The sequence below is a fragment of the Paenibacillus terrigena DSM 21567 genome (assembly GCF_000374845.1).
GTDB lineage: Bacteria > Bacillota > Bacilli > Paenibacillales > Paenibacillaceae > Paenibacillus_K > Paenibacillus_K terrigena.
Genome location: NZ_KB895418.1, coordinates 333,749 through 359,429 on the forward strand (window position 1 = coordinate 333,749; position 25,681 = coordinate 359,429).

Annotated in this window: 22 protein-coding genes and 2 pseudogenes; 13 read left to right on the forward strand and 11 right to left on the reverse strand. The window is 45.7% G+C overall.

Going from position 1 to position 25,681, the window contains the following annotated elements; all coding sequences use genetic code 11:
- Positions 1-182: 182 nt before the first annotated feature.
- Positions 183-1,079, forward strand: a pseudogene (locus C558_RS35225) (IS91 family transposase); the annotation flags it as partial.
- 423 nt (positions 1,080-1,502) lie between these two features.
- Here the strand turns inward: C558_RS35225 and C558_RS31470 are convergent.
- Positions 1,503-2,007, reverse strand: a pseudogene (locus C558_RS31470) (GbsR/MarR family transcriptional regulator).
- Between the two features lie 181 nt (positions 2,008-2,188).
- Between C558_RS31470 and C558_RS0119795 the strand changes: the two are divergent.
- The 7 genes from C558_RS0119795 (at position 2,189) to C558_RS0119825 (ending at position 9,539) form a co-directional block, all read left to right on the forward strand.
- A complete protein-coding gene (locus C558_RS0119795) occupies positions 2,189-2,983 on the forward strand; it encodes an HAD family hydrolase (RefSeq protein ID WP_018758031.1) in 795 nt (264 codons plus the stop codon).
- 65 nt (positions 2,984-3,048) lie between these two features.
- On the forward strand, positions 3,049-5,529 hold the full coding sequence (locus tag C558_RS32695) for an Ig-like domain-containing protein (RefSeq protein ID WP_018758032.1): 2,481 nt from the start codon (positions 3,049-3,051) through the stop codon (positions 5,527-5,529).
- A gap of 32 nt (positions 5,530-5,561) precedes the next feature.
- Complete coding sequence (locus C558_RS0119805) at positions 5,562-7,328, forward strand: S-layer homology domain-containing protein (RefSeq protein ID WP_083927219.1); 1,767 nt, start codon at positions 5,562-5,564, stop codon at positions 7,326-7,328.
- Positions 7,329-7,485: 157 nt separating this feature from the next.
- On the forward strand, positions 7,486-8,202 hold the full coding sequence (locus tag C558_RS0119810; RefSeq protein ID WP_018758034.1) for a response regulator transcription factor: 717 nt from the start codon (positions 7,486-7,488) through the stop codon (positions 8,200-8,202).
- 68 nt (positions 8,203-8,270) lie between these two features.
- Positions 8,271-8,480 (forward strand): hypothetical protein, encoded by a 210-nt coding sequence (locus C558_RS0119815; protein WP_018758035.1) that lies wholly within the window; start codon positions 8,271-8,273, stop codon positions 8,478-8,480.
- Positions 8,481-8,612: 132 nt separating this feature from the next.
- Positions 8,613-9,119 (forward strand): DinB family protein, encoded by a 507-nt coding sequence (locus C558_RS0119820; protein ID WP_018758036.1) that lies wholly within the window; start codon positions 8,613-8,615, stop codon positions 9,117-9,119.
- 36 nt (positions 9,120-9,155) lie between these two features.
- Positions 9,156-9,539: a VOC family protein gene (locus C558_RS0119825; RefSeq protein ID WP_018758037.1), complete on the forward strand. Its 384-nt coding sequence runs from the start codon at positions 9,156-9,158 to the stop codon at positions 9,537-9,539.
- 60 nt (positions 9,540-9,599) lie between these two features.
- Here C558_RS0119825 and C558_RS0119830 read toward each other — a convergent pair whose 3' ends face one another.
- The 3 genes from C558_RS0119830 to C558_RS0119840 form a co-directional block, all read right to left on the reverse strand.
- Positions 9,600-10,379 (reverse strand): helix-turn-helix domain-containing protein, encoded by a 780-nt coding sequence (locus tag C558_RS0119830; protein ID WP_026264024.1) that lies wholly within the window; start codon positions 10,377-10,379, stop codon positions 9,600-9,602.
- A gap of 174 nt (positions 10,380-10,553) precedes the next feature.
- On the reverse strand, positions 10,554-11,936 hold the full coding sequence (locus tag C558_RS0119835; RefSeq protein ID WP_018758039.1) for an ADP-ribosylglycohydrolase family protein: 1,383 nt from the start codon (positions 11,934-11,936) through the stop codon (positions 10,554-10,556).
- A gap of 102 nt (positions 11,937-12,038) precedes the next feature.
- Complete coding sequence (locus tag C558_RS0119840; RefSeq protein WP_040675477.1) at positions 12,039-12,884, reverse strand: AraC family transcriptional regulator; 846 nt, start codon at positions 12,882-12,884, stop codon at positions 12,039-12,041.
- A gap of 220 nt (positions 12,885-13,104) precedes the next feature.
- On the opposite strand from C558_RS0119840, the gene pepF reads away from it, so the two are divergent.
- A complete protein-coding gene (pepF, locus tag C558_RS0119845; protein WP_018758041.1) occupies positions 13,105-14,904 on the forward strand; it encodes an oligoendopeptidase F in 1,800 nt (599 codons plus the stop codon).
- Between the two features lie 211 nt (positions 14,905-15,115).
- On the opposite strand, the gene arsC is transcribed toward pepF, so the two are convergent.
- Genes arsC through C558_RS0119860 form a run of 3 tightly spaced genes read right to left on the reverse strand, consistent with a single transcriptional unit; the run spans position 15,116 to position 17,184 of the window.
- Positions 15,116-15,538, reverse strand: coding sequence for an arsenate reductase (thioredoxin) (arsC, locus tag C558_RS0119850; protein WP_018758042.1), 423 nt, complete (start codon positions 15,536-15,538; stop codon positions 15,116-15,118).
- 17 nt (positions 15,539-15,555) lie between these two features.
- Positions 15,556-16,851 carry an arsenic transporter gene (locus C558_RS0119855; RefSeq protein WP_018758043.1) on the reverse strand — a complete coding sequence of 432 codons (1,296 nt, stop codon included), beginning with the start codon at positions 16,849-16,851 and terminating at the stop codon, positions 15,556-15,558.
- Positions 16,852-16,866: 15 nt separating this feature from the next.
- Positions 16,867-17,184 carry an ArsR/SmtB family transcription factor gene (locus C558_RS0119860; RefSeq protein ID WP_018758044.1) on the reverse strand — a complete coding sequence of 106 codons (318 nt, stop codon included), beginning with the start codon at positions 17,182-17,184 and terminating at the stop codon, positions 16,867-16,869.
- 267 nt (positions 17,185-17,451) lie between these two features.
- Here C558_RS0119860 and C558_RS0119865 point away from each other — a divergent pair, with 267 nt between their 5' ends.
- Positions 17,452-19,119 carry a ribonuclease J gene (locus C558_RS0119865; RefSeq protein ID WP_018758045.1) on the forward strand — a complete coding sequence of 556 codons (1,668 nt, stop codon included), beginning with the start codon at positions 17,452-17,454 and terminating at the stop codon, positions 19,117-19,119.
- Between the two features lie 63 nt (positions 19,120-19,182).
- On the opposite strand, the gene C558_RS0119870 is transcribed toward C558_RS0119865, so the two are convergent.
- From C558_RS0119870 to C558_RS0119885, 4 genes are all read right to left on the reverse strand, one after another.
- Positions 19,183-19,866: a class F sortase gene (locus tag C558_RS0119870; protein WP_018758046.1), complete on the reverse strand. Its 684-nt coding sequence runs from the start codon at positions 19,864-19,866 to the stop codon at positions 19,183-19,185.
- 42 nt (positions 19,867-19,908) lie between these two features.
- Positions 19,909-20,166, reverse strand: coding sequence for a hypothetical protein (locus tag C558_RS0119875; protein WP_018758047.1), 258 nt, complete (start codon positions 20,164-20,166; stop codon positions 19,909-19,911).
- Positions 20,167-20,425: 259 nt separating this feature from the next.
- Positions 20,426-20,644, reverse strand: a complete 219-nt coding sequence (locus tag C558_RS0119880) for a hypothetical protein (protein WP_018758048.1) — start codon at positions 20,642-20,644, stop codon at positions 20,426-20,428.
- A gap of 219 nt (positions 20,645-20,863) precedes the next feature.
- A complete protein-coding gene (locus C558_RS0119885; RefSeq protein ID WP_018758049.1) occupies positions 20,864-21,799 on the reverse strand; it encodes a DMT family transporter in 936 nt (311 codons plus the stop codon).
- A 121-nt stretch (positions 21,800-21,920) separates the two neighbouring features.
- Between C558_RS0119885 and C558_RS0119890 the strand changes: the two genes are divergently transcribed.
- The 3 genes from C558_RS0119890 to C558_RS0119900 all read left to right on the forward strand — a co-directional run bounded on the left by C558_RS0119890 (position 21,921) and on the right by C558_RS0119900 (position 25,647).
- On the forward strand, positions 21,921-23,351 hold the full coding sequence (locus C558_RS0119890; protein ID WP_018758050.1) for an aminotransferase-like domain-containing protein: 1,431 nt from the start codon (positions 21,921-21,923) through the stop codon (positions 23,349-23,351).
- 165 nt (positions 23,352-23,516) lie between these two features.
- On the forward strand, positions 23,517-24,803 hold the full coding sequence (locus tag C558_RS0119895; protein ID WP_018758051.1) for an MFS transporter: 1,287 nt from the start codon (positions 23,517-23,519) through the stop codon (positions 24,801-24,803).
- Entirely contained in the window at positions 24,793-25,647 is an 855-nt protein-coding gene (locus tag C558_RS0119900; RefSeq protein WP_018758052.1) for a polysaccharide deacetylase family protein, read from the forward strand. The genes C558_RS0119895 and C558_RS0119900 overlap by 11 nt, the downstream gene beginning before the upstream one ends.
- Positions 25,648-25,681 lie beyond the last annotated feature (34 nt).

Here is a 25,681-nt window from a genome sequence, read left to right on the forward strand (position 1 = left end):
AGATTCGAGACGAATAATAGAAACTATAGATATTCGATACTCAAATAATCCAATAACCTAATGAACACCCACGTATAACGCGATTTTATTTCAACAGTATAGAGTTTATAAAATTTTCGAGGTGAGAGAAATATTTTCGCCTTATTTTTGTTTTTTGGTAAGGTACAGATATGTAGACGAACATATTAAAACGGATATTTTTCGATGAACATAGACATTGGGACAGATTTGCAGAAAAACATTAGGACAAGGTTCGGGCTAATGTACAGAAGGAAGTTGAAAATTTCGAGGGTGCGGAGAGTTACGTAATGGATTCAAACCGTTGGTGTGCGAAGGATGTCATGACCTGAAGGTTGTGATTGTGCCGTACCCTGTAAATGGAGATTCTGCACGACCTGTTCCTGTGGAGAAACAGAGGGATGGGTACGTCTACTTGAGCAAGATGTGTTCCAAGTGAATCACCGTCATGTCGTGTTTACGATCGATGAAGGACTTCGTGAAGTGTTCTTACGCCATCGAGCAAAGCTGCTTAAACCTTTTATGGACGAAGCAGTTCGGATTGTAAAAGAGTATTTCGAGAAGAAAGAAAAACGGAGAATGGAAGACGTATTTCTTCATTCCGTTCGAAATGATGCGAAAGCAATGGCAGACCGTTGTGCTAAAGCTTTTTCGTCGAACACTAACAAGAGAAAAAGCAGGTGCAGTCGCATATGCAGAAGGCTTACTCTGAGAATGGGGAAGGCTTTTATGTGTATGCGCCAAAGCAAAGTGGAAACGTAAAGTAGCAACTTGGGTACATTGGACGCTACATGAGAAGACCAGCCATAGCCGGTCGCCAGATCGAGAGCTATGATGGGAGGGAGGTAACTTTCCGCTACCGAGATAAGACGGATGGAGAAGAAAAGACAGAAACGGTAACGGTAGAAGAATTCATTAGCAGATTGATACGACATATTCCAGATAAAAACTTCAAGACCATTCGGCATTATGGAGTATATTCACGTCGAATTAAGAGCCTATGCAAAAAACTAGTAAATGAATGGCAGAAGACAGCGAGAAGATGGATTGTAAAGGCGAAATGTCTAGAAAGGATGATTCGAGATATTGCAATTGATAATGGATTTCGATGCGATGGATAATGGAGATATGGAGATTAAGCGGTACCACCGCAATTTCAATGTGAGGAATATGTGGAGGAATGTATCCAGAGTATTACAAGGGTTTACATGGAGACGAGTACAGAATTACGGATGTACTGGACATTGAAGAAGTAGAAGAAAGCTCGAAGTAGAACAGAAGAGAGGATGGTTATGGGGTTGAAAAACGAAGCGTCCGCCTTTGAATTTCGAGTTACCACCGCTAAGTCCATTCAAATAATTCGAAATTCAACAGCGGTTGAGGCCCCATAGCCAATCCTCTCCCATACGCTCAAACGTATGGGTTTAGATTATGTTTTTAAAGGATCTAGCCGCAGGCTAGGTTTTTCTTAGGTCATGACGCATTTATTTTACCGATTCGCTGAAAAACTCCCCACGCCGCAACCCATCGACGAATTGCTGCAACCACTCGTAAAAGTCTTTGGCATGGTCCAGCTTATGTAAATCCTGCAGTGCAAGCTTCTGTTCATCTTCCGATATCGCCTCTAGAAGAAACCTCGTTCAATTCAGGGAGTGCTTGTTCAATCACTTCCGTCATCACGTCCACTTCCTGCTGCAATTTATTGGTGAAGAAATATTGAAACGCGTGGAAAAAATCGACCTCTGCCGCATATAGCTCTTTACGATCCAGCTTCTCATTCAGCTTCTCTACCATTTGGGATTCGACGAGAGATCGAACCGCATAGCTCATATTACTCTTGCTCATCTTCATTGTCGCCTTCATTTCAACCAACGTCATCGGACGATCCTCGAAGAACATAATGCCATATAGCTGACCTGACGAATATGTCGCACCATATAAGTCCATCGTCTCTGCGATCGCTTCGATCGTCTTATTTCGGATCTGCATTCGTTGTTCCGATTTCACATTTATTTCATTCTGGGACACTGTTAGCAAAAGAGGAGCGCTTGAAAGAGTGATTTACACAAACTCTACATTCAGTTAACGGTGCGTTGACACAGAAGAATTAAATCGAGTGTACAATTTTTCTTGGACGTTCACCTTCAATTGGATGACAGGAGAGATCGAAATGCCGGATTTGATTATTAACAAAATGCGATATGCTGTAAAAGGAATTTTATTCGACAAAGACGGAACGCTGCTTGATTTCATCAGCCTCTGGGGTTGTTGGAGCGAATCCCTGTACAGAAATTATGCAAGCCGACTTCCCGGAGAGATTGTACCGCTATCAGAGTTGTGGGGGACCGTGCATGATGCGGAGGGTCTTACTTGCGACTATCACCGCAATGGCCCTCTTGCAATGGGATCGATTCATGATTTGCTGGCGATATTGGCATGGCAAGGGTATCGTCTTGGGCTATCTTGGGGTGATGCGATACGGCTTACACGGGAAAGTAAGGAGCTGGCCGATGCGGAGATGGAGCTTATTCGCCCGGTGAATCCGCTGCCTGGCATACTGGATCTATTGCAGCAGTGCCATGAACGGGGTCTGCCGATGGGCATTGTTACGGCGGATGAGACATCAGAAGCGATGAAGCATATGAAATGGATGGGAATCGATCATTTTTTCCAAGTCATCATTGGCAATGATCAGGTAGAGCGCGGGAAGCCATACCCGGATATGGTCGAGAAAGCTTGTCTCGCCATGGGGCTGGCAGCGAATGAAGTAGTTGTCATTGGCGACACCAATGGTGATATGCAGATGGGGAATGCTGTAGGGGCCCTCGTAACCATTGGGTTAGGGAACGCAGCTACAGGAGCTGCGAACGAGCAAATGCTTCCTGATGCGAAGGTGATCATTACCTCGTATGCGCAGGTTCAGTTAGAGACTTCTACGCACATGAGCATAGAGTCAACGGTCTAAAATGCAGCATGTTTCAATAAATATCTTTTGATCAACAACATTATAGAAATCGAGGTGCCTGGTTAATGAAGAAGATGACACGCAAGACCCTGTCCATGGTGCTGTGTATCACTGTAGCGCTGATGACGATGATTCAAGTTACGCCTACTAGCGTCATTCATGCGGCTGCTCAGACGGTGTCGATGGACAAGCCCGCTTATTTGGAAGGACAAGCGATCACCTTATCTTATACGGGAGCATCCAAGAAGGACTGGATTGGGCTCTACAAAAAAGGGGCTGTGCAAGGAAGTAGTAATCCATCCCTTACGTATCAATATGCGTCCACGCAACCCGATGGAAGATTATCGTTCAGCAAACTGTTGGCACCGGGGGAATACGAAGCATTGTACATGGAGAACGACGGGTATAATCTTTTTCAAAGAGTGCCTTTCTCGGTTATCCGGTTGAACCCACCGGCCGGGATTTCTTTCGATGATACCGATCCGGATCCAGACCAAGTTTCAGGCGAGGTGAAGATTACAGTTCCAGCGGATCAATCCAATGTGACGGACTATTCGCTCTACTGGGGGAATCAAGTTGGTAAACTACCGGGTCAGACCGTGATTGCTTCGCTGCCGCCTACCGTAACAGGTGTAACTTATGCAACTTATACCTTCCCAGAACATACAGCCATTCCGAATGGAGCTACGAAGCTGCTGGCTTATTCGAATTCCGTCGCAGGTGAGAGTACGACAGGGGTTGAAATGGCCATCCCGGGACTCGACATCAAGAAACCTATCATGAGCTTCGAGGTCCTAACCGATATGCACATTACGAGTAATGCGAACCATACACATAACAAAAACATAGAGCACGTCTTGCAGGACATTCTAGCTACGAATCCTGATAGCGACGGCATTATGACCGTCGGTGACAGTACGGATAACGGCAGAGAAGCGGAATACCAGGAATTGGGCCGGATTTTTGGCAAATATCAGCAAGACTTGCCGCCGACGTATTTTGTCCAAGGCAACCACGATGTCCGTTGGAGCGACTGGAGCAAGGTGTCGGAGTACTTTACGAAATATACGAATATGAAATCGAGCTACTATGATTTCTGGATCAAAGGGTATCATTTCATTTTCTTAGGGACCGAGAAGGGCTTAAAAGATTATTCCTATCTCTCTGAGGCTCAATTGAAGTGGTTCGATGAGAAGTTGTCCGAGAATGCATCTAGCGATAAGCCGATCTTCGTGTTCCATCATCAGCCGCTAAAGAATACTGTTGCGGGCGCGAACGAGAGCTTCAATAAGAACTTCTATTGGTACGGCGTGAGACAAGATAAAGAGTTCAAGACGATCTTGGCTAAACATCCGCAGTCGATCTTGTTCAGCGGACATACGCATTGGGAGCTTGGCGCGAAGGATACGATGTACAATGCCAAGTATGCAACGATGTTCAACGCAGCGGCAACATCCTATCTATGGACGGATAACGATACAAGCAAAGACGGCAGCCAAGGCTATTATGTCGAGGTGTATGACGATAAAGTATTGGTTAAAGGCAGAGATTTTCAAAATAGAAGCTGGATTCCGAACGCACAATTTGAGGTAAACCTAGCGGATCAAATTCCAGTGGTTGACCAGGCAACGGATCCGGATCTCACGATTAGCAATCCGACTATCAACATGATACAAGCGGGATACCAACCGACAGATGCGATCCAAGTCGCCTATACCAGCTCGGTTCGAGAGGACTGGATCGGTATTTTCCCTGAGGGAACGAAGCTAGGGCTGAACGTCAAGGCGATCGCGAAGCAGAAAACAAACAGCATCAAGCAGCCTGACGGGACGATCACATTCAGCGGATTGAATCTAGCGCCAGGCAAATATGATGCAGTGTATATTGGTGAAGCGGAATATCGCACGGATAATGATAATATTGAACTTGGACGCGTGACATTTGAAGTAACGACGACGCCAGCGGTTGTTGCTGTAACCGGGATTCAATTGGATAAGCAGCAGCTTACAATGAATGTAGGAGAGACATCAGAGCTAGTAGCGAGCGTGCTGCCTGCGAATGCCACGAATAAAGACGTAACTTGGTCTTCTAGCGATGAGAAAATTGCGAAAGTTGAGGTTGTCGATGGTAAAGCAGTGATTCGCGCGATTGCTGCAGGCAATGCAGATATCACCGTGACGACGGTGGATGGGAACTATAAGGCTGTAAGCCATGTTACGGTTGCTGCACCTCCGGTCGGACTTCCATTCATCGTGGAGCGTGCAACGCTAGCTACGAACACCGCGCTGGTCGATGCGACCGTTACGGTCAAACCTGTAGCGAGCCAGCACACGGCAGTTGTCGTCTTCCAATTGATGAAGGGGACGACGCCGATCAGCATTTCATCGTACCAAGCTGAGATCCCTACAGCAGGCGGGACATTCAATGCGAAATTCAATGTCAATCGCAAGGACGGCTATCATGTTAATGTATTGGTTCTGTCCGAGTTTACGACAGATATGACAAGTGTGGGAACGGTGCTGGCGGAGCCAGTTACGCTGAAGTAGACGATCCAAGCAGGCTCCTGCAGCCTAGATTAATGAAGAAAGAGGAGATTGCCTTGGCAAGTAAGAAGTACTTCATATCCTTCGTTCTGACGGCCATGTTGCTGACGTCGATTCCTGCTCAGGGGGGGGCAGCTGCTGCAACGGCATTAGTGCTGGATTCATCCGTGAAATACGCTGGGGATGCGGTGAATATGAGCGGCACCTCGTCCTTCAACGAGGTTGTGGTGAAGGTTGTAAGGCCCGATGGGACGATTTTGTATATGAACATTGTGAAGGTAACACAAGGAAAGTATCAAGATCACTTTACTTTGCCTGCAGATGCCGCGAGCGGCATCTATACTGTGATCACGGGTCAAGGTAGTACAGATGATTCGGTAGCCAATTCGACCTTTACGGTGAAGAGCAAATCCGATGGGGGTGGACATGAGACCCCGGGTTCGGGACCATCGGGCAGTGGGAGCGGGAGTGACAGTATCCCATCGAAGCCTCCTGTTGTAGATCATTCATTACCCTCGGTCATCGTGACGGATAAGTCGATCACAACAGCAATACCTACGACAGCAATGTCCTCGACCAAGGTGAAAGAGAATGGAACAGTCATCTCGAATGTAACCGTTGATCAGGGAGCACTGACGCGAGCGTTCCAAGCGTTAAACGGCTATGCGAACGAAAAAGGGAAGGACTTAATCATTGCGATGACCGTCCCACGGGAAACAGGAGGGACAAAGATCGAACTGCCTGTTCCAGCATTGATGGAAGGACAACGCGTCGCGCCGACGGCGATGCTATCGATTCAAGCAGGCGTACAAGCTATAGAGATGCCGATTCAGGCGGTAGATGTGCCACAGCTAGAGAAATCACTTGGTGCTGCTGCATCGGACTTGATGCTCGTCGTGAGCACGCAATCGCTGCCGGGTCTATTCACACCGTCCGAGAGACAAGAGATGACTTCTGTAGGAACGGTTCTGTTGAGTGATCCTGCTGCTTACTCGGTATTCGTTGCCGCGAAGGGCAAGCAAGCAAAGCTGGACCGATTCGATGATCGTCTTGTTCGGCAGACCCTGACGTTGTCCTCTAAGGTGGATGCAAGATCTGTCACGATCGTCGCAATCGATCCGAAGACGCATGAGCTGCGCTTCGTTCCTGCTGTGTTCCAGACTACAGCAGATGGCGGGACAATCGCAACGTTCAAGGGGCGACCAGAGCAGCTCTACATGCTCATCTCGTCGCGTCGGACGTTTGCAGATACGGCCGGACATTGGGCACAGTCTGCGATTGAACATCTCGCGTCGAAGCAAATTGTTCATGGGAACGAGCAACTAATGTTCAATCCTAGTGGCCAAATCACCCGTGCTGAATTCACGGCCTTGCTGGTGAGGTCCCTTGGGGTTCAAAGTTCATCAACACAGCCTTATGCCTTTAAGGATGTGCAGGTAGGTGACTGGTATGCTGATGCGGTACAGACGGCGAGTGCGCTTGGATTGGTTGATGGACTGAAGGATGGAAGATTCCAGCCGCAGGCCCCGGTAACGCGTGAGCAGATGGCTGTGATGATGGATCGCGCGCTGAAGCATCTTCATGCACGACCGCAAGCTTCACAGCTTGATCTATCCAATCGCTACGATGATATGAGTGATATCAGCGGATGGGCGAAGGATGCGATGGAGATGCTCGTGGAGGAGAAGCTGATCAAAGGCGTATCAGCAGAGCGAATCGCGCCGAAGCGTGCAACGACACGCGCCGAAGCGGTATTGCATCTCGAGCGTTTCCTGCAATATGCGAAGTTGATCCAGGGTTAGTGTATATCATAGAGCTCGAACCTGAATGGTTCGGGCTTTTTTGTTGCTGATATCTTTGATATCCTTGTCGAAATGTCTCGAATGCCCATTATTCCAGTCTCTCAACAATCTGCTATACTATTAGTTGGCTAACACGGAGAACTCGAGGAGGCATCTTATGTACCGGATTTTTATTGTAGAGGACGATCATAAAATTAGCGCTGTCCTAAAGCGGAATATAGAGAAGTATGGATTTGAAGCATCGTGTGTATCGCAATTTCGCGACATTATACCGGAGATTGCAGCCTATGAACCACATTTGATCATGCTTGACATTAACCTGCCGTACTTCGACGGCTATTATTGGTGTAGACAAATACGAACAAAGTCCAATGTACCGATCATCTTCATTTCTGCTCGAGCGGGTGAGATGGATCAAGTGATGGCTATCGATCATGGCGGCGATGATTATATCACCAAACCGATCCACTTAGACCTTCTAATCGCCAAGGTGAGAAGTGTGCTAAGGAGAGTGTATGGGGATTATTCGGCTTCAACCGGTCTTGCCCCATCACCAGAGAACGAGTTAAACGTACAAGGCTTGCGGCTGAATCTAAGCCGTAATGAACTCATATGGCAAAATCATAAAACCCAGATATCGAAAAATGAACAGTTATTGGCTGAATGCTTCATACATCAGTATGGTAAAACCGTATCGCGGGACCAGCTGTTGGAGACGTTGTGGGACAATGCGCAGTTTGTCGATGACAACACGTTGACTGTCAATGTTGCAAGATTGCGGAAGAAGCTGGAGGAGCTGGGTTTGCCGAATGCGATCGCAACGGTACGAGGGTCGGTGGCGGTTTGGGTGTATTGTTCATCCTATTCACGCTAGTCATTGTGAGAAATCTGGCTAGTAAACAACGGATATGGACATCGCTAAACGTCAAAAGGAGTCTGTTATTGCTTATTCTTACGTTGCTTGTTGCAGCGATCTTGACATTCACGATCAAGGCACCGAAAATCTTTCTTGAAGTGCCATGGACTTTTATTAAAGTATGGGGACCGACGTCCATAACAGCATTTCTGTATAACGTCATCGCCTTATGCCTCGTTTTTTATATGTTTGGATTATTACTCATTTTATCGAAGAAAATGAAATTGCCGCGTTGAAGTGTAAATGATCAAAAAGACGCGTGGGCAGGCTAACATCATGTAAAATAGCAATTCAGAAGAAATGCAGCACCTGCAATTATAATATAATAAGGTCACAGAAGCTAAGAATTGAGGAAGGGGGGGATCCGGTTGAGTCATATCACATTAATCGAATCGTATAAAAGCGATTTACTGCAATATTCACAAGATCATTTAAGGTATATCGCTTCTGAAGGGGTCTGGTCAATCGGACAAATGTACGACCATTTGATTCTCGTTGCCCATGAGTACCTGGATAATGCAGAAACATGTGCGAGGCAGGAAGAAGAGCAACACCTCGGGAAGAGCGATTTTGGAGAACGTCTATATCAAATGGGAGGATTTCCACCCATTAAGATCAAATTACCAGACGAATTAAATGCACCCCCCAACAATTGGGATAGTCAAGAAGATCTTATGAATCGACTCGATCAAGTCATGCTGAGATTGAGAGAATTAGAATCCAGCATAGATGCGATAAATCCTAACTACAAAGTTAACCATGGCGGCTTTGGCTGGCTGAATGCGAAAGAATGGTACGATCTTGTCGGCATGCATTTTCGCCATCATCTACGACAGAAATACGAGTTGGAGCAAAACCTAGGGTTCCAAGCATGAAAGAGGAAATCATTCTATGATGAAGGGGGCAATAACTTGAAGTTTTCTCATGTAAGATTATTAGTGTCGAATGTGAGGGAATGTTTTATCTTTTACCGGGATATTCTGGGCCTTGAAGTTCTGTATGGCAATGAAGACACGCCGTTTGCTGAGTTTAAGACAGGAGATATTCATATCGCATTGGAGCCTCCAATGGCGAGTGAACCTATTGCAGCTTTCCGTAATAAGAATGAATTTAGTGCCCTTGATCAGGTTGCCCTCATTTTCAGAGTAGATGACGTTGACGCAACATATGATCGATTGAAGAGCAGAGAAGTTGAGTTTGTAAAAGAACCACATGACACGCTTGAATGGAATATGCGAGTAGCTTATTTTCGTGACCCTGCTGGAAATTTGATTGAGATTAATCAAGGAATTTAATAGATCGATGAAATCCCTTTCTTGCAGAAGGGATTTTTTCTTATGAGAGCATAGGGCGATCTATTGCGGGCGATTCAGGAAACGTTTCATGAGCAATGAAAGTGAGATCAGGATCGGAGGATCATCTATTCGTGGTGGGTAGAGCTCAACATTCTGATCCGGAATAGGCTCACTCATTTTGACGAAAATAGGCATCTTACAGCGCGTGCGAAGTGTATGGTGCGGCAGTAAAAATTCTCTCGACTCCATCCCCCAAGCTACAGAAGTCGCCATGAGGTAATATGTTCCTGGTTGAATAGAAGGTATACAAAAGTCGCCAAGGGAGCGCAATAAGGTACCGTACTTGGGGAGACCTTCCGGAATGGGCTTCGTAAACAATCCTATCAGAATCACACCTTCAAACGGATACGCGCTATGAATGGTTCCAGTTAGGTTGGGGTATATATGAGAAACAATGCCCGGCGTAGGCCATTGTTCAAGATTGGCTAACTGATGCAAATGATCGTCAGCGAACATTGTTGATTGACGAAATACGGAAGGCGTCATGCCTACACGTTGCGTAAATCGGGTCGTAAATGTGCCGAGACTCTGTTGCCCGATCTCCTCTGCGATTTCTCGGATAGGGAAGGGTGTCGTGAGCAACAAATCTTTAGCCTTCTGGAGTCGTAATGATGAAATGAAATGCTGTGGGGTTAGCCCTAACCTTTGTTTAAATATTCTAGTAAAATGGAAGGGGCTATATGCCGCATAGCGAGATAATTGAGCTAAAGTTAGCGGTTCATAAATATGTGCATGAATATAATGAATCAACTCATCCAGCTCTGGATAAAGGTCTGTCACGATGTTCACCACCCATCAAGGATCAATGCCACACCATGCGATTATATTAAATTTGAGAATAATTAGCAATTCATGAATAAAAATACTTCTGTTAGATAGTATCATAGACGGATGATCAGAACGACGACGGAACCCCGGCCTTAGAAGGTCCGTGGTTCCGCCAAACGATCATCACTACGGTTGTAATTTACGGAAGACATTGTAGCTTCTGCGTGCGCATTCTGAAATGGATATGGGGTGGAAGCCGCTGACATCTGCATACAAAGTATCGTTAAGTGGTGCGATCCACGAACTAGGAAGGGCTGCCGCTCCAAGCGAAGCGCCGAGAATGGAACCGACCGTTGCACCATTGCAATCCGTATCCCAACCGCCAAGCACGGCTGTCGTAATGCCTTTTTCGAAATCGCCACCGGAATGAATGAGTGCAGCCGCGCATAATGCAGCATTATTATTCGTATGAACAGGGTGGTAATGTTTAAATGACTCCCATATTTTACTTACAAGTTCGACCTGATCATTCGTTTCCTCGGCGATCCTAACTGCGAGCGCAACGTCTTCGGCCAGACGGCAATTCTTCGGAATTTCGCTTAATCCGATCTCAATGATTCGTCTCACATCGCTCTCTACGAATGCAGCAGCAATCATCGCTGCACAGAACATCGCGCCATAAATGCCATTCTTCACATGGGAGAAGGAAGCATCACGCCAAGCTAGCTCAGCTGCAAGCTGAGGTTGACCGGCTGCACCATAGGCATACCCATCCACACGGATTTGGGCACCGATCCATTCGCGATATGGGTTCAAATAGGAACGTCCCCAATGAATATGCTGTTCCCAATCCTCCGGCTGTTCTCCGCTGATATGCGAAGTCACGCGTGCGAAATTCAAGTATGACTGCGCTTCTGCCGTGAATACTTGTCCAAATGACAGATGACGATGCCACAGCTTGCCAACATCCCATGAACTAAAATCTAGACCGCGCTCCTCTAGCATAAGCAGCCCTAGCACGGTATAACGGATATCATCATCCGTCTCCATGTAACGAATGTTGTCGCCACAACTCGCCAGACTGCTCCAGTGAGCGATCTCGATATTATACTGCGCCTCCGCAGTCGATTCACTCGGCGTATAGTGACGAATCGGCCATTGTCCGGCACCTTCGAACCATAGCTTAATATTGTGCCAGCCTGGTCTGTCACCAGAACCGTTCATGAAAGATTGGGCCTCCAGCGGCTTGCCAAGCGCACAACCAGCCGTACGGCCGAGCCAAGCACCATAGAACTTGTCTTGCCATGTACTGTCGTCCCAATTGTTGACCATCATGCGCGGTCCAATCGGTCGTTCGGTTCGAATTTCTTCCAGCTCTGATGGCTCAACATACTTAAAATCCGTACTTGGTTCAAGCGCCATGAGTGCATGATATACGTCCATCAGCTGCGATTCATTCGTACCGGCTGCGTCGAGACGCTCTGTGAATCCTAATACGTCGCAACCTTCCTCTCGGCGCTGCGTTATTTCCTCACGTACAATTTCTCTAAGTCCAATCCATTTCGTCATGACATGTTCCCTCCTGAAATACGTATGTTTGCATTCATTATAACGATCGCCCGGCGCTATGACTTCTCGAATGATGATGACGATATTCTCATTTTTTGCTCATTACGCTGACCCCATGGATTGCCGATACACAATCGGAGACACGCCAACGAACTCTTTGAATACCCGATAGAAGGTTGGCAAGCTTTGAAAGCCGCATTCGAATGCGATCGTAGCAACCGCTTTGTCCGTTTCTGTTAAATCCCGCTTGGCGGATTGTACACGTAGTAGTGACACATAATCCGAGAAGCGATAACCTGTCGTCTCCAGAAAGGCCCGACTCACGCGAGAGACACTTAGACCCAGTTCATCGGCCAATTCTCCCAGGCCAATCGGCTCCCTGTGGCGCTGCTCGACCAATGTGGCTAACGACTGGACTTGATGAACGGACTTCACCATGATTAAGCGTTCATCCTCCGTGAGCAGTCCGTTATAGTGGCGCAGAAGGCGTCCGCAAAGTTGGATCAGTGCACTTTTGGCCATCGCTAGATAGCCTGGTGATTTCTCCTTCAGCTCATCTGCAATGGTCAGGATCCAAGGCGTAAGTTGTTGTGCTAGCGCCGAGCCACCAGCAATATGATTGCAGAAGTGAGTAGATCGATATGAAAAGGGCAGCAGTAAACCAGGCTCCTCCGCTAGCAGCAATGCAGCATCAAAGTTGATGAACAGGTAGCGACTCGGATCGTCCGAATCTGATTGCGCAACGTGCCGTTCCTCATGATTGACAAGGAACAAATCGCCAGGACTCGCTGCATAGCGTTTATTCCCGAAGGAAAAGGTACCTTTGCCTGACAGACATAGGCCGATTTCCAGACTTGCATGCATATGGGGTGTCTGTTGGTACGTTGCAGGTGTCCATTCGAAAGCATTGATAGGAATGGGATGATCATAGGTAATATGTAGTTTCATCGTGACCATTTACCTCCTGACAAGAATCAGTTGATATGCCAAGTATATAAAGAAGGGGTGCTCTGAGCCATATACTACTCTTTACTTTCAAATAAAAATTTTGAGTTGGGGGTTTTCCTGCTGGCATTTGTTGTTCTCTATAAGTATACGAATCTATGATATGATGGGATTTGTTGGTATAAAATATGTCGATTAATCATATGGGAGAGGTGTTCCGTGTATGTCGAAAATTTTAAGCCGAGCTGAAGTAGCTACGGAATCAACATGGAATTTGAATGATATTTTTGAAACGCAAGAGGCATGGGAAAAAGAATTAATCGCTGTTCAGCAGGACATCACCACCGTTACGAAGTATGAAGGAAGACTCGGTGAAGGAGCAGATATGCTGCTGGCCTGTCTTCATGCAAAGGAAGAGCTTCAAGCTAGACTCAACCGTGTTGCATCCTTTGCTTATTTACATCAATCCGGAGACAGCATCAATCCTGAAAATCAGATGAATGCGACGAAAGCGCGCGATCTTGCTTCACGAGTCAGTTCAGCACTTTCCTTTATCAAATCTGAAATTATCGCTCTACCAGACGGCTCGATTGACCAGTACATCATAGAACAGCCCCAGCTTCAAGAGTTCGAACGCAGTCTTGGATTGCTTATTCAGACGAAACCGCACAGACTAACGGCGGAGACGGAAAAAGTTCTTGCTTCCTTTGGAGAAGTATTAGGAGCACCATACCGTATCTATGAACGCAGCAAGCTGGCGGATATGACATTCCCGCCAACAGAGAATGGCCGAGGGGAAGAAGTACCGGTTTCATTTGCGCTATATGAGAACAAGTACGTTGAGTCACCGGATACAGATCTGCGCCGAAATGCGTTTAATACCTTTAGCGAGACATTGTACAAATACCGTAATACATTTGCTGAAGCCTATGGGACCGAAGTGAAGCGCCAAGTGATTGAATCGGGTTTGCGTGGGTATGACTTTGTTACGGACATGCTTTTGGAACCGCAGCAGGTCACAACGGAAATGTATAACAACATACTGGATATTCTGCAGGAAGAACTAGCACCACATATGCGAAAATATGCTGCGCTTAAGAAGCGTGTGCTGCAATTAGACGAGATGACGTTTGCGGATCTGAAAGCTCCGCTTGATCCTGAATTCAGTCCTGGCATTTCTTTTCATGAAGCAGGAGATCTTATCAAGGAAGCCCTATCCATCCTTGGTCCGGAGTACGGGGAAATCGTATCGGATGCCTTTAAAAATCGGTGGGTAGATTACGCGGATAACGCAGGGAAGAGAACGGGGGCGTTCTGCATGTCGATTCCTGGCGTCCATTCCTATATTCTAATCAGTTGGGCGGATAGCATGAGAGGTGCCTTTACGCTAGCCCATGAGGTAGGCCATGCTGGTCATCTCATGCTGGCGAGCAAATATCAGCGTTTGACGAACGCCAGACCTTCGCTATATTTCATTGAAGCTCCTTCTACGATGAACGAGCTCCTGCTGGCGAATCATTTGCTGGAACGTTCTAACGATCCGAGAATGCGTCGCTGGGTGATTTCCCAGCTGCTGGGTACCTATTTCCACAACTTTGTCACCCATTTACTCGAAGGGGAGCTTCAGCGCCGGGTTTACGACCTTGCCATGAAAAATGTACCCATTACTGCCGTTAAATTGTGTGAGTTGAAGGGGGAAATCCTGTCTTCGTTCTGGGGAGAGGATGTGGTTATCGATGAGCATGCCAAGTTAACCTGGATGCGTCAGCCACACTATTATATGAGCTTGTACCCGTACACATATGCTGCGGGTCTAACTGCATCCACAGCCGTAGCTAAGCTCATCCGTGAGGAAGGGCAACCTGCCGTGGATCGCTGGCTCGAGGTGTTAAAAGCCGGGGGATCAATGAGCCCACTCGAATTGATGAAGTTGGCAGGCGTAGACATGTCTCAGCCTGATCCGATTCGCAGCGCTGCAGCCTACGTCGGATCACTTATTGATGAGCTGGAGGGCTTGTATTAAAATACGTTGCAACTATGTCAAGATTGGAATAATCGATTGAATGCATAGATCTAATCATATTATGGAGGGTAAAGGTATGAGCACAATTCAATTTTCTGTTCAGGTCCTACTCTTTTAGTATAATCGTTGATCATACAGCACTTTCTAGACTAATCATACTTAAATAGTAATGCGGTCGTTACCCAACGACCGCATTACTATTTTCGGAAATCTATTTGCCAGTCGCAACAAACGCTTCAATACGGGCTTTAATTGCATCACGAACATTTCTGAATTGAGCCATAATTTCCTCTTCCGTCCCCGTTGCTTTCGCAGGATCATCGAATCCCCAATGCCATTTCACGACATTCGGATTAGAAATAACCGGACAATGTTCATCCGCATGTCCGCAGAGCGTTACTACATAATCAGCGCGGTTTAGGATCTCTGAATCAATCACGTCGGAGGTGTGCTGACGAATATCTACGCCAGCTTCTTCCATCACTTGAACCGCTCTTGGGTTTAGGCCATGAGCTTCAAGACCAGCACTTTTAACTTCATACTGTTGTCCTCCAATCGATCTCAAGAATCCATCCGCTATTTGGCTGCGGCAGGAGTTGCCTGTACATAAAAAGTAAACGAGTTTCTTTTCCATTTTTCATTTCCCCTTTGTTATGAATGAATGATGCTGAGCCATAAATAAAGACCAATCAATGTCATTAGCAATACAGGTATAGTCAGCACGATTCCTACTTTAAAGTAATAACCCCAAGTAATTTTGACATTTTTCTTCGCAAGTACGTGCAGCCATAAGAGTGTTGCAAGCGAGCCGATTGGCGTAATTTTGGGACCAAGATCAGAGCCAATGACGTTCGCATAAATGAGTGCTTCATGCAGCACACCTTGCGTAGTGGTACCTTGAATTGCAAGAGCATCAATCATGACAGTTGGCATGTTATTCATCACGGAGGAGAGTATGGCAGCGACAAATCCAGATCCAACTGTTGCAATAAACAATCCTTGATCAGCCATCCACTGAAATACTTTGCCGAGCTCATCCGTAAGTCCAACGTTACGAAGTCCATAGACGACCACATACATTCCGATCGAAAACACAACTACGGACCACGGCGCTCCTTTAATGACAATTCCAGTTTGAATAACCGAACTCTTTCTAGCGAACAAAATAAATACAATGGCAGCGAATCCAGCTATGAAGGATACCGGTACATGTATAAATTCGCTGATGATATATGCCACGAGTAGAACAGCAAGAACGACCCATGACAGTTTAAACATTCGCATATCCTTGATGGCTTCCCTAGGCTGCTTCAACGCAGTGAGATCCACTGTTTTTGGAATTCTTTTACGGAACAAGATAAACAATATGAGTAAGCTTCCTCCAATTGAGAAGAAGTTCGGGACAATCATTCGGCTGGCATATTCCGCAAATCCGATACCGAAGAAATCAGAAGAAACGATATTAACCAGGTTACTTACGACAAGCGGAAGGGAGGCTGTATCCGAAATAAACCCGCTGGCCATGATGAAGGGCAGTATCATTCGATCGTCAAACTTCAAGGCTCTGACCATGGCAAGGACGATGGGTGTCAGGATGAGTGCGGCTCCATCATTAGAAAAGAACGCAGCAACGGCAGCTCCCAATAGAACCACATAAGTGAACATTAGATACCCGTTTCCTCGTGCAAACCGTGCTATGTGCAGGGCTGACCATTCAAAAAAACCGATCTCATCCAGAATTAGTGAAATGAGTATGACCGACACAAAGGCCAGCGTCGCATTCCAGACAATGCCGGTGACATCCCAGACATCACGGAGGTCGACAACCCCGAATAATAGGGCTAAGATCGCTCCACCCACAGCGGAATAGCCGATGTTTAAGCCTTTAGGCTGCCAGATGACGAAGACAAGTGTAAGAATAAAAATAATGGATGCAACAGCTAACATGAAGTCCTCCTTGAATTACTTGCAACAATCTGGATTTAACTTGCGAATATCATCCTTCATAGAAGGCAGCTCTTCTAAAATCCCTTCTAAGTAAGGCTTGTCTTCTAGATATAAGGAGTAATAAATCCATTGGCTTTTTCTTGTTTCTATCACCAGTCCCCCTTTTTTCAATTTTCTTAAATGCTGACTGATATTGGGCTGGGTGGTTTGAAGAATATCGACGATATCACACACACACATTTCTTTCTCTTTGAGAAGAGCAAGGATCGTTAGCCGCGTATTATCGGCTAGCAGCTTAAGCGTCTCAACAAGTGGTTCAACAGTTTGTGTCAATAGATGCACTCCTTCACACGTTTAGGAATTCCACACTGAACTCATACATTTACATTATACACAGCCTTTTATATAAGTAAATAATTATATAATTGAATGGTTATTTATAGGCAAGGCGGTTAGGCGCAATTGAGAAAATATTAAAGTCCTTTTAAGCAAAAGCTTTGGTTGACTAGGGTGTGGAATGGATATCATAAATTTAAATCCACTTTCAACGATTGGGTTATGCATAAGAACAAACGACAAATATAAAGACGGGGGTTTACTATGAATCAGACTAATGACCGTCTATGGGTTGCAGCATTAGGCGGCGTTAACGAAATCGGTAAGAATATGTATGTATTACAGTATGGGAATGACATTGTAGTTATCGATTGCGGGTCTAAATTTCCAGATGAAAGCTTACTCGGGATAGATTTGATCATCCCTGATATAAGTTATCTGTTATCCAATCAAGATAAGGTACGAGCGATCATTGTTACTCATGGACATGAAGACCATATCGGAGGTATCCCTTACTTATTGAAGCAATTGCAAATCCCTGTGTATGCTTCACGCTTGACATTAGGCCTCATTGAAATCAAGTTAAGGGAACATGCTATTCTCAATGAAACACATATGGTTCGTATTGACGCGAATTCCAAGCTTGAATTTGGTGCAATTCAATGTTCCTTCTTTAATACGAACCATAGTATACCGGACTGTCTTGGTATCGTATTTGACACGCCTGAAGGAACTGTTGTACATACCGGTGACTTTAAATTCGACATGACGCCCGTGAATAAGCAATATCCTGATCTGCACCGTATGTCAGATATTGGCAAGAAGGGCGTTCTAATGCTCCTGTCAGAGAGCACCAATGCGGAACGCCCAGGATTCACACCATCCGAACGTCTTGTAGGTGCCCATATCGAGGAAGCGTTCAATAAAGCGGATCGGAGAGTTTTTATATCCACCTTCGCATCGAATGTCTACCGACTTCAACAGGTTGTAGACGCTGCCATTTCGACAAATCGCAAACTTACTTTACTCGGCCGGAGCATGTTGAACGTTGTATCTGTGGCTCAAGAGTTGGGGTATTTGAACATTCCATCTGGAATGCTCGTGGATACCGACGAAGCGAAGAAGCTCAGTCCAGAAAAAATTGCCGTCCTTTGTACTGGAAGCCAAGGGGAACCTATGGCAGCCTTAGCCCGTCTGGCAAGCTCAACGCAAAGACAAATGAAGGTAGAAGCGGGAGATTTGGTGATCATTGCAGCGAACCCCATCCCAGGAAATGAACGAAATGTAGCTCGGATTGTAGATAACTTATTCGCGCTTGGCGCAAAAATCATTTACGGTTCTCGCAGTGAATTACATGTATCTGGGCATGGCAGTCAAGAAGAGTTAAAGCTAATGCTTACGTTAATGAAGCCCAAATATTTTGTGCCGATACATGGTGAGTTCCGTATGTTACATCAACATCGTGAGCTTGCTGAGGCTGTAGGGGTAAGGCATGAGAATATTTTTATTCTGAATAATGGCGATGTGGTGGAGACAGACAATGGGGTAACTCGTCAATCGGGTCGTATTCCTGCGGGTCAAATCTTAGTGGATGGACTTGGCATTGGTGACATTGGCAATATTGTGCTTCGGGATCGACGTCAGTTGTCTGCTGATGGTATCTTAATCGTCGTTGTTACATTAAGCAAAATTGAAGGACAGCTGTTATCCCGCCCAGATACAATCTCCAGGGGGTTCGTCTATGTCCGAAACTCTGAAGAGCTTATTCAAGATATCAACCAGCTTGTTATTGAGACCGTTGAGAAGATGAAGCATGAACAAATGAGTCAATGGAATACCATGAAGAAGACACTAAAAGATTCTTTAGGGCAATATCTATATGCTCGCACCAAAAGACGACCGATCATTCTGCCGATCATCATTGAAGTTTAAGTTCAATAGAGATAAAAATAGGACATTCCTTTATGGACTGTCCATTTTTGTGTAGTATTGATCTCATTCCATCAACCGGGTAAATACAATAAGCCTTTTCTCGTGTTCTTTCTTTTGCCGATTATATTTACCTGCACATGTGATGAGATTTAACCGAGCTTCATCAGTCTTTCCGAATATGCGGTCTATAGGCGCTTCGACCGTCTTAAATGATTCAACGGAAAGGACTTTATAGACTAAATATTTACCAGATGCATCGGAGAGTAGTACCGGATCATCACGTTTTAATTTCTTAAGGCCATAGAATATAGCAGGACCGGTATAATTATCGACATGCCCAGCAATCACAGCATTTCCGCGTTGTCCTGGTTTGACCCCGCTCATCAGAAGACCTACGTTCTCGGTGGATTCAGGGACCTCCATCTGGCCGTTATCCAGCACTCCAACGGGTTCTACGCTGGCCTGGATCCGGACGGATGGAATATAGATTTTATTAGGAATGATTGCAGGTCTGGATGCTGATTTCGTTGGTGGTAATGATGACAAAGGTAAAGGTTTGTGCATTAATTCTGGTTTAACAGGGGGATGCTCGATATGGACGTTCTTCGGCTGCGGCTGCGGCTGTGGTTGCGGTTGTGAGTTAATTTCCGGTGTGGGATTCAACTGATTTCCAGAGGAGCATCCGACACATAATAGCAGCAAGAACATAACCATGATACTAAATCGATGAATTTGTTCCATACGCATATTCCTTAGAATAAATAAAATGAGGGTTTCCCCTCATTTCATTTATTCGCTTACTCCGCCGAAGCCTGTTTTTGGAAGAGCTTTTGGTGTCAAACCCTTCATTTTCATATGACCCTTTTTAACCGATTTTGCATGAAGTTTTTTGCCTTTATGAGCGCTCTTTGCATGCATTTTGTGTTTATGGTGGGTGCTCTTCGCGTGCATTTTGTGCTTTGTTTCGTGTGCCGGGGCCGCGGAAGCTACAGATGCTACAGATAGGAGTAAACATGCAGAAAGGACAACAGCTGCGAATTTTTTCAATGTAATAACCTCCTGAAGTATGGTTTGTCTTGCGAAGTTAATTTACCCGTTTATGAGAAATTCATAAGAGGGTTTTTATGGATAGATTGTTATAGTCATCAGAGAATGTACGCATCGTGAAGATATCCATTAGAAATTGCTTTTTGATTCTCGTTATTGTACACAATTCGTTATTGTACACAATTAGGTCGGGTGCAGAGATTCCCTCCGCACCCTGGTTTTTCTCACTTTTTCCTTACTTGACGAGCAATAATCCTATTTATTTGGAATCATCGTCATCTTGGACACTATCTGCCGCCTGGTTGCCCAGTGATGCGCCTACGATTCCACCTACAACAGTTCCTATAGGACCAAAAGCAGTACCTACGACAGCACCCGCAGCACCACCACCCACGGTTCCTACAGCATCTCCAGTACTCATTCCAGCTGTGTTTTCAGCTGAATCACCGTTTCGATTACGATCGTTATTGTTAGCCATCTATTTCACTCCTTTGTTCGTGATTTGAAACGCTACTACGAAGTCTGTGTAACATCCCAAAGGTATCTTTCCCTGACATTTCTGAAATGATTCTGCACGATTTGGATGAAAACCATACATGAAGACCACTATCTTCAAAGTGTCCATTTTACGGGTCAATGTGCATAGCAGCCAGTAACCAAGTGTTTTGATTGGGATTTTTTTAGAGTCACTATATAGCTACTCGGTAACTTGTTTGCTGATTTCCTTTCCCGCATGTTTCCCTTTGAACACGAAGGTTCTCAAACTGTCCATGTTAATCACAATGATGCCGATGATAATTATGATTCCGCCAACCACCGATAAAACCGAAACAGGCTCATCATACAAAACAGCTCCAAGACAAAGGGCAATCAACGGCGAGATATAGAGCCAAGTGGATGGAAACACGGGATTGGTTTTGGCGATCAGCCAATAGAAGATGGTGTGTCCAGTCATCGAACCGGCGATGATTAAATACAAAAGCGACCAAATGGCGTTTGGAGCGAGCATGGTCTCGATCTGTATTTTCTCTGTGAACAGGGATAGGATCAGAAGCAACCCTCCGCCATAGATCATTTGAGCTGCATTCAAAGCAATGGGAGACGTATCTTGAAACCGCTGCACGACTCGGCGCGAATATACGGTACCCGTGGAATAAAAGACTTGGCCCAATAATACGGCCGCACATCCAAGAACCCAAAACCTGCTAAAGGTAAAGGCAATGCCGGGCAATAGCAGCAAAACGACACCCGCTGTCCCTGTGAGGCAGCCTGCCAAAGAGCTGAGTGATAGACGCTGACGGGATATCGCGGTTTGAAGCAACAAAATCATGAGTGGTGCCGTCGCCGACAAGATTGCCGCAATGCCGGAGCTCAAATATTGTTCAGCCCAATATAATGTTGCGAACACGCCAAAGGTTAGTCCCGCGCCCGTTAATAACATCTCTTTATGGAGCAAAAGAGACAACCTCGCTTTTCGTCTGACAACCATGTATAACAAAATGATGCTCCCAGCGAGAAGAAAACGGAGGCCAGCTGAGAAAAAAGGTGGCGCACCTGCATCAATCCCTACTTTAATAGCCAAAAAAGTCGTCCCGAAAACCAAACACATTATCAAATAATTCATCCAAATCATGTCCATTCCTCCTTGTATTTTTCTATCATAAGGGGGATGGGACAGAACAGTTGAAATCAAATAGAACAGATGCTATGCAAATCGTTTATAATATGAGGAAAAGAGGGATGGGGAGGGGCCTATGAAAAGAGACGTTCTTTCGAATGTTCATTCGGATAAACTATTTGAACAAGTGTACGACTATCTTCTGGAACGGATCAGACGCGGGGAGTGGAAGGCACATGAGAAACTCCCTTCAATTCGCGTGCTGGCGGCGGAATTCGAGGTTCACCGCTTAACCGTCTTCAAAGCGTATCAATTACTCAAACAAAACCGCAAAGTGTATGTAAAAGATAAATCTGGATATTATGTGCAGCCAGGCAGTACGCTGTCGCCCGCTGCGCAGCAGGACCCGATCGTATCCGCTTATGTACATGAAAGCTGTCTTTCCGAAATCCATCAGGTAGAGGCCGTGTATCAATTTTCCAAGGCATTAATGGATCCTAATCTGCTGCCGAACCGGTATTTTTCCGAATACGTGAAAAAAGTGTTTGATATTTATCCCAAAGTGCTAGGGACTTATTCTACAACGCAGGGGGACACAGAACTACGGGAAACACTTTGCCAATATTTTGCGGATCGACATCATTTCGATCTGACGAAGGATGAAGTATTGATTACCTCCGGTTCGCAGGAAGCTATCGATCTCATAGCCAGAGTGCTGGTCAAACCGCGGGATACCGTATTGCTCGAAAGGCCCACCTATAGCCCGGCGATAGACGTGTTCAGAAGGCAGGGAGCAAATATTGTCCCGATCGATATCTACCCGTACGGATATAATCTGAATCAGGTGGAAGAGCTTATGCAAAAATACAAGCCGCGTCTTTTTTATCTCAATCCTACCTTTCAGAATCCAACGGGCTACACCGTCCCTGCAGAACAACGGAAGAGGATTGTTGATCTGGCGGCTCAATATCAATGTCTATTGGTAGAGGACGACCCTTGTCCGGATATCTTTTTCGGTGAAGAACCGCCGCCACCTTTTTTCGCTTACGATACAGCCGGGTGCACGATTTATATTCGAAGTTTCAGCAAATACATTGCCCCGGGCTTGAGTATTGCCATGGTGGCCTGCCGCCCTAGCATCATGACATATTTGGTTAAGGCGAAATCGCTATCGGACAGCGGGACGCCTTTACTGAACCAAAAAATCTTTTTGCATTATTTCTTTTCGGAACGCATGCAGCAGCACTTGGAGAAACTCCGAACGGCGCTGGCGGTCCGCAAGGAAATTATGGAAGATGAGTTGTCCGCTACAGGTTGGCAATGGAACTCCCCGGCAGGCGGATTTAATTTGTGGATCAAGCTTCCGGAATCTACCCCGATGGAAAGCCTTCTTGGCAAAAGCATCGAGCAATCCATTACCTTTGTGCCAGGCTCCATCTGCGACCCGCGCAGGGAAATGAATTCTAGGATTCGAATGAGTTATTCCTATTTGAATGAAGTACAGCTGCGGGAGGGATTGCAACGATTCGTCAGCTTGTTCCGCCAGTTGTCATCAGGAGAGTCATGATAAAAAGAGGGATAAGCCTACTAGTTAACGAATATCAATGATCAGGTTTGTATATTCTTGGCAATAGAGGAAGGGAGCAGAGGTTGTATTGGGTAGTCAAATAATATTTACAGAGAATCAAATTGAGAGTAAAGTTGCGATTAATTATCGGAGGTTATTCTACATATGAAACAGAAGCTTCTCAATTCCCCAATGATTTATGCATTCGGGATGCTGGCTATGATGATTCCAAGCCAAGCTTTCAGTTCATTCTATACGTATTACTACGTTGATAAGCTAGGTCTCAGCATCGGTCTCGCTACGCTCGCAAGAACGATCTTCTTAATCTGGGACGCTGTTAACCAACCCATGTTCGGCTATTGGTCAGATCGAACGAAAACGAAATACGGACGCAGACGACCGTGGATATTCATTGCTTCACCATTATTCGTTCTTGCGTTTATTCTAGTATTCTCCCCACCAAGCAACATGTCAGATACGGGATTGTTCACATGGTTTCTTGTTGCGCTTATATTCTACGAAGCCATGGCGACAATTATTTGGGTCAACTATGGTGCCCTATTTCCTGAATTGTTCAAGGGAGACCGCATTCGCACAAAAGCTTCAGCCATTCAACAAGGCTATCAAATCTTAGCGATTCTGATAGGGACTGCACTAACACCTATTCTGTTCGAAGCGCTTGGTTTCAGTAACATGGCCATCATCTATTCCATTGTGTTTCTTGTTCTTATGCTCCTATTCTTGAAATTCATCAAAGAGGATGAGGAGGCGAGCAGTGGGCCGCAGTTGAAGTTGAAAGAAGCCTTTAAAGAAACGCTTAAAAACAAACCCTTTTGGCTCGTCAATATTTCCAACTCGTTCGCTCAGACCGTTAACGGTCTGCTCAGTGCAACCATTCCTTTTTACGCCAAGTACGTCCTTCACATCCCGGAGGCGCAGAATACGATTTTGTTCGCAGCCGTGTTCGTCTCTGTCATCCCACTCGTCGGCGTGTGGTACTGGATGTTACGCAAGATGGATCCAGTCAAAGGATGGAGATTGTCCCTTATCGTCTATGCATTAGCCGTCATTTCATTTTGGTTCGGTAGCAATTTAACAAGCGGTATTATAGCGGGGATCATTGTTGGCTTCGGATTGGCCGGATTTCTCGTTTCTCCACCCATGGTCACCAGTCGAATTATTGATCAGGATCTGGCTAAGACTGGCAGCCGACGCGAGGGTATTTACACGGCGGTAAGCGGATTTATAGTTCGGTCCAGTGGATTGATCTCAGCACTCGCTTTTCTAATCGTTGGTATGATCTTCGGGTATGAAAGCGGAGACAATCCGGGGCCTGATCCTGAGTCGACCTTCCGATATTTGATCAGTGTCGTTCCGTTGATTCTGTTGTTCATTTCCATCATTATTTCGTTGTTCGTGAGAGTAGAAGGGAGAACTGTACATGAATCCTAAGTATCTCATCATCAACTGTGACGATTTCGGTCAGAGCCGTCCGATGAACCAAGCCATTATGCACCTTCTTGAGGAAAACAAGGTATCCTCGGCGACAATGATGGCTCCAGCGCCAGGTTTCGAGGAAGCAGCAGCGTGGTGCAGAAAAAGAGGTCAGAAGAATATTGGGTTTCATATGACGCTTACAAGTGAGTTCGATGCCATTCGCTGGACAAGCTTAACCGGACATCCTTCGCTTCATGACGAGAGTGGAAAGATGCACAAAACCGTTGAAGCATTTGAACGACATGCAGAGACGAATGCCATTCTACAGGAATTACATGCTCAATACGAGAAGATCATACAATCCGGTATTTATCCTACACATGCGGATAATCATATGGGCAGTCTGTATGGTCTTGCGATGGGTAGAAGCCATATAGCGGAAGCCTTGAAATTATGCGCAGATTGGAACCTGCCATTCCGTTTCTTCCGCAAAGTCTATTTGAGCGATCCACTACTCTCGATGATTCCTGAAGTTGATCGTATAGCGGCTGATGTATCGTCACTCGCAGATGCGTTTGGTGTCGCAATTCCCGATTACTTGTTATCGCATCCTTTTCATATTCAAGAAGGGGAGACATACGAAGGATTTAAGCAAGAGATTATCGCTAAAATGTACAACTTGCCTGAAGGGATCAGTGAGACGTATATTCATCCAGCCGTCGATGACGAACACATGCTACAACAAGTTCCAGACTGGGAGAAGAGGGTATGGGAGTATAAGTTGATGTTGGACGATGATTTTGCCTACGCGATCAAGGATGCTGGCGTCGTCCTGACGGATTATTCGATTGTTCGCTAAAGGGATGGGACGGTATTGAAGAGGCTGCCGAGCC

Bases quoted from the DNA above. Each gene is read 5' to 3' on its own strand.
- C558_RS0119810 (WP_018758034.1), top strand. From the start codon at position 7,486: ATGTACCGGATTTTTATTGTAGAGGACGATCATAAAATTAGCGCTGTC.
- C558_RS0119880 (WP_018758048.1), bottom strand. From the start codon at position 20,644: ATGGCTAACAATAACGATCGTAATCGAAACGGTGATTCAGCTGAAAAC.
- C558_RS0119865 (WP_018758045.1), top strand. From the start codon at position 17,452: ATGAATCAGACTAATGACCGTCTATGGGTTGCAGCATTAGGCGGCGTT.
- arsC (WP_018758042.1), bottom strand. From the start codon at position 15,538: ATGGAAAAGAAACTCGTTTACTTTTTATGTACAGGCAACTCCTGCCGC.
- C558_RS0119885 (WP_018758049.1), bottom strand. From the start codon at position 21,799: ATGATTTGGATGAATTATTTGATAATGTGTTTGGTTTTCGGGACGACT.
- C558_RS0119835 (WP_018758039.1), bottom strand. From the start codon at position 11,936: ATGACGAAATGGATTGGACTTAGAGAAATTGTACGTGAGGAAATAACG.
- C558_RS0119870 (WP_018758046.1), bottom strand. From the start codon at position 19,866: ATGCGTATGGAACAAATTCATCGATTTAGTATCATGGTTATGTTCTTG.
- C558_RS0119895 (WP_018758051.1), top strand. From the start codon at position 23,517: ATGAAACAGAAGCTTCTCAATTCCCCAATGATTTATGCATTCGGGATG.
- C558_RS0119795 (WP_018758031.1), top strand. From the start codon at position 2,189: ATGCCGGATTTGATTATTAACAAAATGCGATATGCTGTAAAAGGAATT.
- pepF (WP_018758041.1), top strand. From the start codon at position 13,105: ATGTCGAAAATTTTAAGCCGAGCTGAAGTAGCTACGGAATCAACATGG.
- C558_RS0119855 (WP_018758043.1), bottom strand. From the start codon at position 16,851: ATGTTAGCTGTTGCATCCATTATTTTTATTCTTACACTTGTCTTCGTC.
- C558_RS0119900 (WP_018758052.1), top strand. From the start codon at position 24,793: ATGAATCCTAAGTATCTCATCATCAACTGTGACGATTTCGGTCAGAGC.
- C558_RS32695 (WP_018758032.1), top strand. From the start codon at position 3,049: ATGAAGAAGATGACACGCAAGACCCTGTCCATGGTGCTGTGTATCACT.
- C558_RS0119840 (WP_040675477.1), bottom strand. From the start codon at position 12,884: ATGAAACTACATATTACCTATGATCATCCCATTCCTATCAATGCTTTC.
- C558_RS0119890 (WP_018758050.1), top strand. From the start codon at position 21,921: ATGAAAAGAGACGTTCTTTCGAATGTTCATTCGGATAAACTATTTGAA.
- C558_RS0119805 (WP_083927219.1), top strand. From the start codon at position 5,562: ATGAAGAAAGAGGAGATTGCCTTGGCAAGTAAGAAGTACTTCATATCC.